Here is a 14,044-nt window from a genome sequence, read left to right on the forward strand (position 1 = left end):
CCGCCGGTCGCCTCGACCGCGCCGGCGTGGTGCACACCTTCGCAGGTTTTCGATCCCTGGCTTTCCCACCGCCGCGCGGCATGTCCTCCTGCTCGCGCGCAGAACGTCCTGTCCCGCAACAGCAACGAGCGTATGGAGGCACCATGGGCACACTCGCAACCCGGCGGAGGACGGCCTCCCGTCTCGCGGCCGCCGCGGCCGTCTCGCTGATCGTCGTGTCGTGCGGCGCGGCGCCGGGCTCCGGCGACGGGCAGGCGCGGGAAGCCTCCGATGCCGACATCGCGTCGCTCACGGTCGCGGTGACGGCCGCGCCACGAAGCCTCGACCCGGCCGGCTCGTGGGACTCGAACTCGATCTACGTGCTCGCCGAGCTGCTCGACCCGCTGGCCAAGATCGGTCCGGACGGCACGGTCGAGCCGTGGCTGGCGACCTCGTGGGAGACCCCGGATCCGCGGACCTACGTGTTCACCATCAGGGACGACGTGACGTTCTGGGACGGTTCCCCGCTCACGGCCGAGGACGTCGCGTTCTCGCTGGGGCGGCACACCGACCCCGACGTCGCGTCGGAGCTGGCGGCCACGTTCCAGTACGTCGACACCGTCACCGAGACCGGACCGCACGAGGTCACCGTGACGTTGACCCAGCCGGATCCGCAGTTCCTCTACGCCGTCTCCGCAGGCGGGCTCGTGCTGCAGAAGAAGCACGCCGAGGCCAGCGGCGACGATCTCGGTGGCCCGCAGGCGATGGTCATGGGTTCCGGTCCGTACCGCGTGGTCGACTACTCCTCGTCGACCGGCGCGACGCTGGAACGCAACGACGACTACTGGGGCGAGGCTCCGGCTGCCCGGACTCTGGAGTTCACCCAGATCGCCGACCCGGAGACCCGTCGGCTGGCGATGCAGTCCGGCGACGTCGACCTGACGTTCTCGGTTCCGATGGACGGCGTCCGGCAGTGGGAGACGCTGCCCGGTGTCACCGTCGACTTCTTCGACACCCCGATCATCGGCTATCTCGTGCTGGACACGTCGCAGGAGCCCTTCGACGACGTGCACGTGCGCCGGGCACTCGCCCACGCCCTCGACCGGGAGGCGATCGTCGACTCGCTCTTCCGCGGCCATGCGCGTCCGGCCGAGAGCATGGTGGATCCGTTGTCGTGGCCCACGTTGGCCGAGAAGACCGGTACGGACGTGGAGCGCCTCTACGACGAGCTGCCGACGTACGAGTTCGACCTGGACAAGGCGCGGGCGGAACTGGCGAAGTCCGACCACGCCGACGGGTTCACCATCACGGCGAAGTATCCGGCGTCGCTGCCGATGCTGGGCAACATCGTCCAGGTGCTCGCGGCCAACCTGGAGAAGATCGGGATCACGCTGACCGCCAGCGAGGTCCAGTACCAGGAGTTCCTCGGCGGCATCATGAACAACGGTTATCTCGGATTGACGCCGTTCCAGATGGGAGCCGAGAGCCCGGACCCCGGAACGGCGCTCCGTGGACTGCTCGGCGCCGAGCGGGCGAAGCCGGGCAGTGGCGGTTTCAACCACGCGAAGTACGTCCCGGCAGAGCTCGAGGACGCCGTGTCGGCCAACCTCACCGGGACCCCCGAGGAACGCGCCGATGCCATCGACACGCTCATGACCGCGCTGGCCGAGGACGTGCCCTACGTGCCGATCTACTTTGCCCAGTACGCGGTCGCGCTGTCCGAGGACTACGTCTACACCGGTGAGCTCTCGTACTGGAGCCTGTTCTTCACCGAGTGGGCCACGGCCATCAAGGCCGCGCGATGAGCGTGGCGCTGGTCATCGGCCGACGGCTGCTGGCGATCGCGGTCATCATGATCGTGGTGTCGTTCCTGGTGTTCGCCATCCTGTTCGCGACACCGGGCAGCCCGGAGCAGTTGCTGCTCGGTGCGGGACCCACGACGCCGGAGGCGCTGGCTGCGGTCCGGGCGAAGTACCACCTGGACGAACCGTTGTTCACGCAGTACCTGTACTGGCTGGGTGACGCGGTCCGGCTGGATTTCGGGGAGTCGATCCAGACCAGCCAGCCCGTCGTGAGCGTGCTCGGCGAACGGCTGCCGATCACGCTCTTCCTGGCCGGCTACGCCACGGTGATCGCGTTGCTCGTCGGAATCCCCAGCGGTCTGCTGGCCGGGCTGCGCAACGGCACGGCGGGCGACCGGCTGGTGACGTTCGTGACCACGCTGGGCATCAGCGCGCCGTCGTTCGCGATCGGCATCCTGCTGCTCTACGTCTTCGGCATCACGCTGGGCTGGTTCCCGATCTTCGGTGCGGGGGAAGGCTTCGCGGACCGGTTGCTGCACCTGACGTTGCCCGCCGTCGCGCTGTCGGCGACGGTACTGGCCATCATCGCCCGGCAGACGCGGGCCGCCGCGCTGACCGTCGAGAGCCAGGACTACATGACCTTCGCCAGGGCCCGCGGGCTGCCGAGACGGCTGCTGTTCGGCCGCTACGCGCTGCGCAACAGCTCGCTGCCGGTGGTGACCTCGTCCGGTCTGGTGCTGGCTTCGTTCCTGACCGGGGCGGTGCTGGTCGAGCAGGTCTTCGCCATCCCCGGTCTGGGCTCGCTCACCGTCGCCGCCGTGACGAACAAGGACGTGCCGGTGGTCCAGGCGGTGGCGCTGCTGGCGGCCCTGGTCGTGCTGGTGCTGAACCTGCTGGCCGACCTGGCCTACACCGTGCTGGATCCCCGGGTGCGCAAGGTGGTGTTCCCTCAATGAGCGAACAGGTGAATCCGGTGCTGCTCAGGACGGGCGGCCCGCGGCTCGGCGTGGCGGTGCCGGTCTGTGCCGTCCTGGCCGCGGTGATCGCGGTCGCCGCCGTCGCGGGCCGGTGGCTGGCGCCGCACGATCCGGGGGTGCAGGACCTGCTGAACGCCTCGACCGGCCCGTCGGCGACGCACTGGCTCGGTACGGACGACTTCGGCCGCGACGTGCTCTCCCGCGTGCTCGACGGAGCGGGATCGTCGCTGCTCGGTCCCGTCGTCGCGGCGCTGGGAGCGACGCTGCTCGGACTGCTGCTCGGGCTCATGGCCGGGTTTCTGGGAGGCGCGTTCGAGGCCGTCATCATGCGCGGGGTCGACCTGCTCTATGCCCTGCCCGCGCTGCTCGTGCTGATCGTCCTGGTCGGCATGTTCGGCGGCGGTTACTGGGCCGCGGTGGGAATCCTGATCGTGTTGTCCACGCCCGGCAGCACCCGCATCATCCGGTCGGCCGTCCTCGGGCAGCGGACTCTGCCCTACGTCGAGGCCGCCCACACGGTGGGCCTGCCCCGGCACCGGATCATGATCGTCCACGTCGCGCCCAACGTGCTGCCGACCGTGGTCGCCACGCTGCTGCTCGACTTCGTCGCCGCCCTGGTGGCGTTGTCCGCGTTGTCGTTCCTCGGGCTCGGGCTGCCGCCGGGTTCGACGAACTGGGGCCGGATGCTCGCGGAGAACCGCACGCTGCTGGAGCTCAATCCCTGGGCCGCGATCGCGCCCGCACTGCTCATCATGATCGCCGCGATGTCGGTGACCATCATCGGCGACTGGCTGCACGGCCGCCTGGAACGGGGGAGGCTCGACCATGACTGAGCGGACCGAGACCGAACCCGCGGTCCTCGCGCACGAGGAGACGGCCGAACTGCTCGACGTCCAGCGGCTGGTCGTGAGTTCGGCGGCGACGGGACGGCGCGTCGTGGACGGGATCGACCTGCGGATCGGCCGCGGCGAGACCGTGGCACTGGTGGGGGAGTCGGGCAGCGGGAAGTCGATGACCGCGCGCGCGATCACCGGACTGCTGCCCAACGGACTGGTGGCCGGCGGCAGCGTCCACTTCGCCGGGCACGAGCTGCTGGCTGCCGGTGACCGGAACATGCGGCGGGTGCGGGGCAACGGCATCGGTCTGCTCATGCAGGACCCGTTCACCATGCTCAACCCGCTCACCACCGCGGGCACGCACATCGCGGAAACGCTGCGAAGCCACCGCTCCCGTGGCGATCGCCCGGTCCGAGGCGACCTGACCGGGGAGGTCGCGGATCGGCTCGCCGAGGTCGGCATCACCCAGCCCGGCGCGGCACGGAAGTATCCGTTCGAGCTGTCCGGCGGGATGCGCCAACGGGTCTCGCTGGCCGCGGCGATCGCGAACGACCCGGCCCTGCTCATCGCCGACGAGCCGACCACGGCGCTGGACTCGACCACCCAGCGCGAGGTTCTGCGGCTGATCCGCCGGATCCAGCTGGATCGTGCGATGGGTCTGCTGCTGATCACGCACGACCTGCGGGTCGCCTTCTCACTCTGCGACCGCATCCTGGTGATGCGCGCGGGAAACATCGTCGACGCCGCCGACCCGGTCACGCTGCGAGCCGCGCCGACCAGCGACTACACGCGGCACCTGCTCGCGGCGGACCTGCCCGTCGATCACCAGCGCCCGGACCTGTCGGTGGACGCGCCCGGCGCGGACGCCGACGCCGTACCTCTGCTGGAGGTGACCGGGCTGACCAAGCGGTTCGGGACGCGCAGGCAACTGCGCGGGCCGGACGGCGGGTCCCTGGCACTCGACGGGGTCGGCCTGCGGCTGAGCGAGGGCCGCAGCGTCGGAATCGTCGGGGAGTCCGGGTCCGGCAAGACCACGCTGGCCCGGTGCGTTCTCGGGCTCGAACAGGCGACGTCGGGCACGATCGTCGTCGACGGAATCGACGTCACGGACTACCGGACGCTGTCGAAGACCGACCGGCACCGGGCGCGCCGGCTCGTGCAGTGCGTGTTCCAGGACCCGTACTCGTCGCTCAACCCGTCGCACACCCTGCGGTTCATCCTCACCGAGGCGATCCGGCAACGCCGCGACAACGGCACCGACGGCACCGACGGCACCGACGGGGACAACGAGGACGACGACGCCGAGGTCGCCCGACTGCTCGCCGACGTCGGCCTGCCCGAGAACTACGCCCGGCGTCGTCCGGTGGCGCTGTCCGGTGGGCAACGCCAGCGCGTGGCGATCGCCCGTGCTCTCGCGCAGCGTCCGAGGGTGCTCGTGTGCGACGAACCGGTGGCCGCCCTCGACGTGTCGGTCCAGGAACAGGTCCTGCGGGTGCTGCGCGACCAGCGCGCCCGTGGGGTGAGTCTGCTCTTCATCACCCACGACCTGGCCGTGGCGAGGCACATGACCGACGAGCTCGTGGTGCTGCATCGCGGCCGCGTGGTGGAGAGCGGCGACACCGCCGACGTGCTGGACCGGCCCCGGCACGACTACACCGCGCGGCTGCTGGCGGCCGTGCCGACGGGGGAGCCGGCCTGGCTGGCGTGACGTCGACGCGACCGTCGTCCGGCCATAGGCTCGGTGACCGTGGCGTCTGACTTGCAGCGGCTGATCGACAACCTGGGCCGGCGGTTGGCACGGTCGGTGGCGATCGACGACCGCTACATCAGGCTGCTCGCCTACAACTCGCACGTCGGCGCCGTGGACGAGATCCGGATCGAGTCGATCATGCGCCGCGAGGTGTCCTCGGACCTGGTGCGCTACATCCAGGGCCTGGGCATGCTCGAGGCGAACGACCTGTTCAGGGTGCCCGCGAATCCCGCGCTGGGGCTGACGCTCGACCGCATCGGGATGCCGGTGCGGGTCGAGGGCGCGGTGGTCGGGGTGCTGTGGCTGCTCGCGTCCGACGGGCCGCTGTCCGACGATCACGCCGACGCGGTGCGCCAGGCCGCCGAGCACGCGGCCCAGATCCTGCACCGGGAGTACCTGTTCGACGAGCTGCGGCGGGGACGGGAACGCGAACTGTTGCGCGACCTGCTCTCCGGCGATCCGCACCTGCACGGCGAGGCTGCTCAACTGCTGATCGAGGAGGAGCTGCTGATGGCGGGGCCCGCCGTCGCCATCGTGGCCACCGTCTCGCACGAGCAGGGCCAGCCGCTGCCCGAGAACGACCGGCTCGGGTTGGCGGCGGGGCTGGAGCAGTGCCGCCGCCGGGTGTCGCCACGCACCGCGGTGCACCTGGAGCGGGCCGACCACGGCGTGCTGGTGGTCGTCCAGGCCGAGCGGTCCACGACCCGCGACATCGACGAGGTGGCGGCGGTCGCGCACGAGCGGATCCGCGCCGAGACCGGGCGGGATCCGCAGGACTGTCAGGTGGGGATCGGCACCCAGCGCCGTGGCCTCGGCGAGGTCCACGCCTCCTACACCGAGGCACGCCGCGCCATGGACGTCGCCAGGGTGGTCCCGGTGCACGGCGCGGTGGTGCGGTTCTCGCGGCTCGGCGTGTTCGGTCTGCTGGCGGAGCTCCCGCCCGCGCAGCTGGCCCGCAACATCCACCCCGGTCTGCACCGGCTGCTGGAGTACGACGCCGACGGCAGCACGCTGACCGGAACTCTCGAGGCGTTCCTGAACAACGCGGGCGACGTGCGGCGGACCGCGGCCGAGCTGAACATCCACCGCGCGAGCGTGCACTACCGGCTGCGCCGGATCGAGGAGATCGCCGGCGTCGACCTCTCCGACGGCAACGACCGGCTGGACATGCACGTCGGCCTCAAGGTGGCGCAGCTGGTCCAGCTGCGCTGAACCACCCTTGCGCTAGCCGAAGACCGTGCCGGTGCTGTGTTCGTTGACCGGACGTTTCCGCGAGAACGAGCCGAGGTCGATCGTGAGCCCGCTGTGCTTGCCGACGAACTGGATCGGGTGCGCGTCGTGGTCCGCTCCGGCCTCGGTGCCGTCGATGATCGCGGTCAGGAGCTGGCCGACCACCGGGGCGTTCTTGAACTGGTTGCCGCTGGTGCCGATCGCGACGTAGAAGCCGGGCAGCTCGGTGCGGTCGTAGATGGGCGTCCAGTCGTCGCTGACGTCGTACACCCCGACCACACCCTTGGGCCGGCTGGGCACTCCCAGCTCCGGCAGCCGGCGGGCGGCGCGGGTCACCTGTGCCTCGAACAACGCCGCCTTCGGGAGCTCACCCGCCTCCTCGGGGTTCTCCAGCCACTCCAGCGGTTCGCACTCCGGCTCCGTGCCACCGACGAGCACGCCGCCGGTCTCGGGCCGCAGGTAGGTGCCGAGGTCCATGTCGGCGATCGCCATGCTCACGAACGGGCGCGGGTTCGTGGGGACGTAGTGCACCTCCTGACGAAGCGGCCGCACGCCGACGGTGAAGTCGCCGCCGACGTCGGCGAGGCGGTTGAGCCCGCCCGACCACGGGCCCGCGGCGTTGACCACGACGTCCGCGCTGATCGTCCGCCCCCCGGCGGTGCGCACGCCGGCGGCTCTGCCGCCGGTACGGACCACCTCGGCGACGGTCTGCCGGTGCAGGAACGTCACGCCGAGCCTCCTGGCGGCCGCGGCGAGATTGTCCGCGGCCAGGCGCGGATCGTCGACGTACCCGGCGTCCGGGGTGAACACCGCGCCGAGATCCCCGTCGGGCCCGGCCCAGAACCGGTCGTCGTCGATCCGGGCAGGCGGCCAGTAGCGTCCGGTGTCGATGCCCGGCACCCGCGCGGCGAGCGTGGCCGGGTCCCACTCCTCGTACGGCACGCCCGCCCGGTCGAAGAGCGGGAGCGAGCGTTCCCGGGGCGCCACGTCGACGTCGAGCAGGGCGAGGCCGGTGCGGTGGTAGCGGGCCAGTGCCAGATCGTCGGGGGCCTCGAGGTGATCGCGCCAGTTCTCCCAGCAGAACTTTGATTCCCAGGAGGTGGCAACGCCGTCCCAGGTGGAGAAGTTGAAGCGCACCACCGCGCTGGAGGCGCTGGTGGAGCCGTGTCCCGGGCCCGCACCCTTGTCGACGACCACGACGCTGCGTCCGGCCCTGGCCAGTTCGAGGGCGATCGACGACCCGATCACGCCCGCTCCGACCACGACCACGTCCGCGTTCACGCGGCCTCGTGCGCTGCTGTGCGCGTCCTCTGTTCCATGTCCTCAGCCTGGCTCACCGGTCCGGAGCGGTGCGACAGACGAGTGTCGAAATGACGACCGGTCCGCTGTGACAGCTGACCATGGCGGAGGCGCTCGTCGCTGAGGCACGATGCTGGAATGAGCGATGCCGCACGCTGGTTCCACGACGTGACCATCATCGACGGCACCGGCCGGGACCCAGCCGAACGGACCGGGCTGCTGGTGGAGGACGGGCGCATCACCAGGATCGGCGGAACGGCTCCCGCCGGCGCCGATGTCGTCGACTGCGCGGGACTCACCGTCACGCCCGGTCTGATCGACGCGCACGTCCACCTGGGACTGTCCAGCCCGATCAGCGCGAGTCTGCGGCACGAGCTGTCCGTGGCCGAGCTCGCCGCCGACATGTTCCTCAACTGCGCGCGGACCCTCGACGCCGGATTCACGTCCGTGCGCGACACGGGAGGCATCGACGCGGGACTGGCCAGGGTGATCGAGTCCGGGAAGCTGCCGGGACCGCGGATCAAGCAGTGCGGGCCGGTGCAGTGCCAGACCGGCGGGCACGGGCATCTCGCCGCGGAGTGGGAGCCCACGGCGGACTGGCACCGCCACGACATCCCCGGGCTGCGCTCACTCGCGCTGCTCTCCGACGGCGCCGACGAGATGCGCAAGAACGTCCGGGAGACGTTCCGCCGCGGCGCCGACTTCATCAAGCTCTGCGTCACCGGTGGCGTGGTGTCGACCCACGACGAGCTCACCGACACCCAGTTCAGCGTCGAGGAGATCGCGATGGCGGTCGCGGAGGCGACGGCGCGCGGCAGCTACGTCACCGTGCACGCGCACAACAACGACGGCGTGCGCAACGCGATCTCGGCGGGAGTGCGCTGCGTGGAGCACGGTTCGTCGGTGGACGCGGAGATCGCCGAGCTGATGGCCGCCCACGACGTCGCGCTGGTTCCCACGCTCACGGTGGTCGAGGACCTCGTGGCCGACGCCACGGACACCGGTCTCCCCGGCGAGATCGGGCAGCGGGTCGGCATGGTGCGCGAGGGCCAGCGCAAGGCCATCGCGGCGGCTCGGGCCGCGGGAGTGCGCGTCGGGCTGGGTTCCGATCTCATCGGGCCGGAGCAGTCCCACCGGGGCCGGGAACTGGCGCTGCGTTGCGAACTGGAGCCGCCCATGGACGTACTGGTGTCGGCGACCCGCGTCAACGCCGACATCCTGGGAATCGAGGACGAGGTGGGCACGATCGAGGTCGGCAAGCGAGCCGACCTGGCGATCTTCGACGCGAACCCGCTCGACGAGCCCGCACTGTTCGGCGACCGTGATCGCGTGGTGCTGGTCGTCAAGGACGGCCGCGTCGTGAAGGGGTCGTAGCACAGGCCGGCTGGCCGATTCTGGCTCTGGCGGCGTGAGAGGTTCCGCGTCCGGATCAGGTCGTGGAGCCGAGCCAGTCTTCGGTGCGGCGGTGTCGGCCGAGTCCCACGGCGAACTCGTCGAAGTGGCCGCCTGTGCGGACGCCGAGTCTGCGCAGTGCCTGGGAGATCGGGCCGCCGTCGGCAGGGGCCGGTCATGGTCAGCGGTGTGCGGTGGGCCGAGGACCACCGCGCCGCGATCCCACACTTGGGCTGACTGTGTTCCGGCTCCACCGAAGAACTCCGCTTCGACGTAGGCGACGGGGCCGCTCGCCGAGCACGTTGCCAACGTGGTGGCGAATCCGGCGGGGGCTTTCCAGAATCCGTCGAGATCGGGAGCCCCGGCGACGGTGATCGCCGGGCAATACATGCCCTCATCCTCACCTGTGCGTCGAATCGCACGACGACACCCTCGAGTAGTCACTCTCGTCCACAGTCCGCACAACCCAACGGCAGCCGGGTCTTCTACTACTCTGTGGTCCCGGACGAACTGTTCGGGGTGCTCGATCGTCAGTACCGCTGGAGCAGCGATGTCGCAGAAGCTGACCGTGGATCTGCACCCGATCTTCCGCAGTGATCGGGACATCGACAGTGCGGTGCGCACCACCATCTTACGTGCGGCAGCGAAGAACGTGCCGCTCGTGGAGATCATCACGGGCAAGGGCTCCGGCAAGCTCAAGAGCCGCGTTCCCGCGATGCTGAAGCAGCCCCACATCAAGAAGCTGTGCCGGCACGTGGAGGTGGATCCGGGCAACGACGGACTAGTACTGGTGCACGTGCGCTAGGTCAAGTCGTTCGCGGTCACAGATAGTCGCGCCAGAACGGCACAGTCGCCTGCGGTGACCAGTCGTCAGGGCGCTCGGGCGGGGGTTCCTCGAATTCCCGGTCGACGTAGTCGATCAGGTCGGCGCCGTAGCAGATGATGTCCGTTCCCCACACGGAGAGAACCGGATGGCCGACCGTGCCGCGGCCTGCGGGCAGGAATCGATGCCCGTAGATCGGGACCAGCTTGGGCGCATCCGCCACACACCGTTGAGCCATCCGCACCGCCGTCTCAGGCGTGTCCGGCCGCGCACCCCAGGCGGGATTCCAGTGTCCGTCGGTCTCGACCGCTTGCACGATGCCCTCGATCGGCCAGTCGAGCCGCTCACGGAGCTCGTCCGGGTCGCCGTCGCGCCAGTCGGGCCACGGCCTCTGCCAGGCGTAGGTGGTCCCTGGTTCCGGCTCGAACGGGCTGTTCACCGGCAGCCCCGCTGCGAGAAACGCCCGGTGATCGTCGGAGAACTCGACACCGTGTTCGCCCTCGATGCGCGCGAACTCCGCGTCGGTCAGCCCGGGAGCGATCGCGCAGCAACCCAGTTCTGCCAGACGAAACGCGGCCACCGTCCCCAGGTTGACGTCCTCGTGCACGGTGGACTCCATTCGTTCTCGAACCCCTGGATCGGCAGCCGACTGACACCCTGTTGTGGCTTAATTGAATATATATTAAGCTCCCAGGAAGCGTTGACCTCGGAGGAGTCGCAGTGTTGGGAACCCTCGAAAAGACCGGGCGCGTCCTTGAACTCTTCAGCGCTGATCGCCCCGAGTGGGGTGTGACCGAGCTGGCCGAAGCGCTCGGCATTCCGAAGTCCAACGCGCACGAGCTGCTGTCCAGCCTGTTCTCCATCAACCTGCTCCAGCGGACCAAGTGCGGGCGCTACCGGCTGGGGTGGCGGATCATCTCGATGGCGAACTCCATGGACTACGCGGCCAAGCTGCGCCAGTGTTCGACGGGACTGCTGCGGGAGCTGGCCAGGTCGACCGGGCAGACGACGCACCTCGCGGTCTGGGACGGCGAACAGCAGTTGTTCATCGGCCGCGCGGTCACGGAGGGAAGCCTCGACCAGGGCCACGCGCAGCCCGGCGCCTTCGTCCCCGCATACTGCACGGCCTCCGGCAAGGTCCTGCTCTCGGAGATGCCGTGGCGCGAGGTCGAGCAGCGCGTCGCCAAGAGTGGCTTCGTGCCACGGACCGTGCACACGATCCGGAGCCTGGCCGAGCTGCGGGACGAACTGCGGGTCGTGTCGAGTCGCGGCTACGGCCTCAACCAGGAAGAGGTCGATCTCGGCGTGTGCTCGATCGCGGCCCCGGTGCGGGGCAAGGACGGTCACGCGATCGCCGCGGTGGGCGTGTCCGTGCGCACTCACGAGTTCGATGACTTCCTTTCCTCCCACGTGACAACGGTGCTGACGATGGCGGCACGGTTGTCCAGAGCCGTCAACACGTTCGGCGAAGCCTATGGCGTGCCTCCGCGCGTGGGAAGCTCTTACCGTGCGCGCGTGAACCGCGGCGGACGGTCACCGTACGCGTCCTTCACGTAGCGCGTTTCTTCCTCTCTGAACACACCTGTAGCCGAGCGCATGCGCTCGGCTACAGGCATTTCCGGAGTGCGCGGATCGACGTCGGCGCGCCGTCCGGGCATACCGGACGGCGTTTCCCGCTGAGGCCGGGTGTCCTGTACCTCATTCCCCATGGAATCCCTCAGCCAGCTTCCAGCGAATGCCGCGGCTCCGCTCGTCGACGTGGTCGAGTCGGCGAGCGACGCCGCACGACTGCGGCAGCCACCGTTGCTCATTCGCGGCTCGCTCGAGGACTACCTGGACGGGCTCGGCCTCGGGCGGGGTCCCCTCCGCGCACAGCGCATCGGTGAGGGTCATTCCAACGCGACGTTCGTCATCGAGCGCGACGGCTTCGAGGCGGTCCTCCGGCGACCGCCTCGGCCGCCCTATCCCAAGCACGCCCACAACGTGCTGCGCGAGGCGCGCGTTCAGGAGGCGCTGGCCGACACCGCGGTTCCGGTACCGCAGATCCTGGTGACGTGCCGTTCCGACGAGGTCCTCGGCGCTCCCTTCTACCTCATGGAACGCCTGCACGGGCAGGTCGTCACGGCGCGGCTGCCCGCCGAGCTGGACGACGCGGGCGCGCGCAGGCGGATGATCGACAGCCTGGTGGACTCGCTCGCCGCGTTGCACGCGGTCGACCCGGCGGCGGTCGGACTTCAGGACTGGAACCGTGGTCCGGATTTTCTCGAACGCCAGCTGAACCTGTTCGACAAGTTGTGGCTCGTCAACAAGGTGCGGGAGATCCCCGAGCTGAGCGGGGTTCGCGAGTGGCTGCGTGAGCATCAGCCCGCGGACGCGGCATCCACCCTCGTGCACGGCGACTTCCGGCTGGGCAACGTGATGTACGAGCCTTCTTCGAGCGGGACGATCGACGCGGTTCTGGACTGGGAGCTCATCACCGTCGGCGATCCCATGACCGATCTCGGATATCTGCTCTCGACCTTCACCGAGCCGGGGGATCCGGAGAGTCCGCTGCTGGGGCTCGGGGGAGTCCTGCGCGGCGGCGGATTCCCCGGCCGCGAGTACGTGGCGGCGCGCTACGCCGAGAAGTCCGGCCGGTCGCTCGAAAACCTGCGGTGGCACGTGGCGTTCGCGTTCTGGCGAACCGCGGTGGGGCTCGAGGGCTACTACAAGCGCGCGGTCGCCGGTCTCACGGACGACCCGTTCAACCACGCCCTGAAAACCGGAATCCCTCAACTCGCCAGCTGTGCCGCCGCGACCGCGTTCGACGGCGAGTTCGTCTGAACGTCCCGTTTTCCCGATCATCCAGCGATACCGGAGGTCACACCGTGTCAACGACGACTCTCGCCCACGACCCTCTCGTCCGGACGGCACCCGCCGGCATCGAACCCGGCTGGTTCGACCGCTTCTACGTCAACGTCCACGCGGGACCCGTTGCTCCGATGTTCATGATCGGCGCCGGTGTGTACCCGGCCGAGAGCCTGGTGGACGGCTACGCGGTCGCGGTCACGGCGAAGGAACAGATCAACCTTCGCGTGTCCGACGTCGTGACCGGCTCGACGCTGCCGGGCGCTGTGGGCCCGCTGTCGTGGGAGGTCGTGGAGCCCGCCGTGCGCTGGCGGGTCCGGGTGGCGGAGAACCCGTCGGGCATCGCGTGCGATCTGACCTGGACGGCCAGGACCGCGCCTTGGGGATGCGACGAGATCGTCCTCTCCGACGGCAACGAGGTCAGGACCTTCGACCACTCGTTCCAGTCGGGTCACCACGAGGGCTGGGTCGAGGTCGACGGCGTCCGGACCGAGATCGCCGGGTGGACCGGCCAGCACGATCGCTCGCGCGGCCGGCGCCACGCGACGGCGGGCCAGGGGCTGCACCTGTGGGTCCAGGGACAGTTCGCCGCCGATTCCGTGGCGTTCATGCTCGACCTCGACCGCGACAACGTCCACACACTGCTCGACGGTGCCGTCCTCGCCGCCGATGGCAGCACGGACCGGATCGTGGCGGTCGAGCACGAGTTGAGCTTCGACGACGACCTCGAGACGCCCGGCGGCAGGCTCGGCCTCACCACCGAGAGCGGACGTGCGTTCGAGCTACTTGTCGACTCGGCCGCCACCCGGGGCGGTTTCCTCGAGGGCGCGGGTTATGGCCGGTTCCACGGCAAGCCGCAGGGCAGCGGTCACGTCGAGCACGACCGGTGGGACCTGCTCGATCCCGCGAACATCCCGCGCAACCTCGGATATCCCCTCACCGACCGGCTTTCCGGCTTCACCCGCGTCGAGGGGGGAACCTCCGAGCAGGGCGCGGGGATCTTCGAGTTCGCCCACTCCCGCAGTCCCCGGTACCGCTACCGGCCCGGCTCCGCACGCCGATGAGAGCCGGCTCCCGACCACCTGTCAGCGCTCGTGACCAAGGAGGTT

General features: G+C 69.8%; 12 protein-coding genes. 10 read left to right on the forward strand and 2 right to left on the reverse strand.

The genetic code is table 11. From position 1 onward, the window contains the following. Positions 1-143 precede the first annotated feature (143 nt). Genes JHE00_RS23410 through JHE00_RS35945 form a run of 5 tightly spaced genes read left to right on the forward strand, consistent with a single transcriptional unit; the run spans position 144 to position 6,556 of the window. Entirely contained in the window at positions 144-1,784 is a 1,641-nt protein-coding gene (locus JHE00_RS23410) for an ABC transporter substrate-binding protein (protein WP_200321725.1), read from the forward strand. After that, positions 1,781-2,737 carry an ABC transporter permease gene (locus JHE00_RS23415; protein ID WP_200321727.1) on the forward strand — a complete coding sequence of 319 codons (957 nt, stop codon included), beginning with the start codon at positions 1,781-1,783 and terminating at the stop codon, positions 2,735-2,737. The genes JHE00_RS23410 and JHE00_RS23415 overlap by 4 nt, the downstream gene beginning before the upstream one ends. Further along, complete coding sequence (locus tag JHE00_RS23420) at positions 2,734-3,591, forward strand: ABC transporter permease (protein WP_200321729.1); 858 nt, start codon at positions 2,734-2,736, stop codon at positions 3,589-3,591. Before JHE00_RS23415 ends, JHE00_RS23420 begins: the two co-directional genes overlap by 4 nt. Then, positions 3,584-5,302, forward strand: coding sequence for an ATP-binding cassette domain-containing protein (locus tag JHE00_RS23425; protein ID WP_200321731.1), 1,719 nt, complete (start codon positions 3,584-3,586; stop codon positions 5,300-5,302). Before JHE00_RS23420 ends, JHE00_RS23425 begins: the two co-directional genes overlap by 8 nt. Positions 5,303-5,341: 39 nt before the next feature. After that, on the forward strand, positions 5,342-6,556 hold the full coding sequence (locus JHE00_RS35945) for a helix-turn-helix domain-containing protein (RefSeq protein ID WP_200321734.1): 1,215 nt from the start codon (positions 5,342-5,344) through the stop codon (positions 6,554-6,556). A gap of 12 nt (positions 6,557-6,568) precedes the next feature. Here the strand turns inward: JHE00_RS35945 and JHE00_RS23435 are convergent, their stop codons facing one another. Continuing rightward, the gene (locus JHE00_RS23435; protein WP_200321736.1) at positions 6,569-7,855 is read right to left on the reverse strand and encodes an NAD(P)/FAD-dependent oxidoreductase; all 1,287 of its coding nucleotides are present in this window, start codon (positions 7,853-7,855) and stop codon (positions 6,569-6,571) included. A 156-nt stretch (positions 7,856-8,011) separates the two neighbouring features. Here JHE00_RS23435 and JHE00_RS23440 point away from each other — a divergent pair, with 156 nt between their 5' ends. Together JHE00_RS23440 and JHE00_RS23445 are read left to right on the forward strand one after the other, a co-directional pair. Next, a complete protein-coding gene (locus JHE00_RS23440; protein ID WP_200321738.1) occupies positions 8,012-9,247 on the forward strand; it encodes a metal-dependent hydrolase family protein in 1,236 nt (411 codons plus the stop codon). A 568-nt stretch (positions 9,248-9,815) separates the two neighbouring features. After that, positions 9,816-10,070: a Smr/MutS family protein gene (locus JHE00_RS23445; protein ID WP_200321740.1), complete on the forward strand. Its 255-nt coding sequence runs from the start codon at positions 9,816-9,818 to the stop codon at positions 10,068-10,070. 16 nt (positions 10,071-10,086) lie between these two features. Here JHE00_RS23445 and JHE00_RS23450 read toward each other — a convergent pair whose 3' ends face one another. Beyond that, a complete protein-coding gene (locus JHE00_RS23450) occupies positions 10,087-10,695 on the reverse strand; it encodes a hypothetical protein (RefSeq protein WP_307832071.1) in 609 nt (202 codons plus the stop codon). A 116-nt stretch (positions 10,696-10,811) separates the two neighbouring features. On the opposite strand from JHE00_RS23450, the gene JHE00_RS23455 reads away from it, so the two are divergent. The 3 genes from JHE00_RS23455 (at position 10,812) to JHE00_RS23465 (ending at position 13,999) form a co-directional block, all read left to right on the forward strand. Further along, positions 10,812-11,645, forward strand: coding sequence for an IclR family transcriptional regulator (locus tag JHE00_RS23455; protein ID WP_200321744.1), 834 nt, complete (start codon positions 10,812-10,814; stop codon positions 11,643-11,645). 150 nt (positions 11,646-11,795) lie between these two features. Further along, positions 11,796-12,911 (forward strand): phosphotransferase family protein, encoded by a 1,116-nt coding sequence (locus tag JHE00_RS23460; RefSeq protein ID WP_200321746.1) that lies wholly within the window; start codon positions 11,796-11,798, stop codon positions 12,909-12,911. A 44-nt stretch (positions 12,912-12,955) separates the two neighbouring features. Further along, positions 12,956-13,999 (forward strand): Rv3169 family protein, encoded by a 1,044-nt coding sequence (locus tag JHE00_RS23465; protein ID WP_200321748.1) that lies wholly within the window; start codon positions 12,956-12,958, stop codon positions 13,997-13,999. The last annotated feature ends 45 nt before the right edge of the window (positions 14,000-14,044 follow it).

The organism is Prauserella cavernicola, assembly GCF_016595675.1.
Classification (GTDB): Bacteria; Actinomycetota; Actinomycetes; order Mycobacteriales; family Pseudonocardiaceae; genus Prauserella_A; species Prauserella_A cavernicola.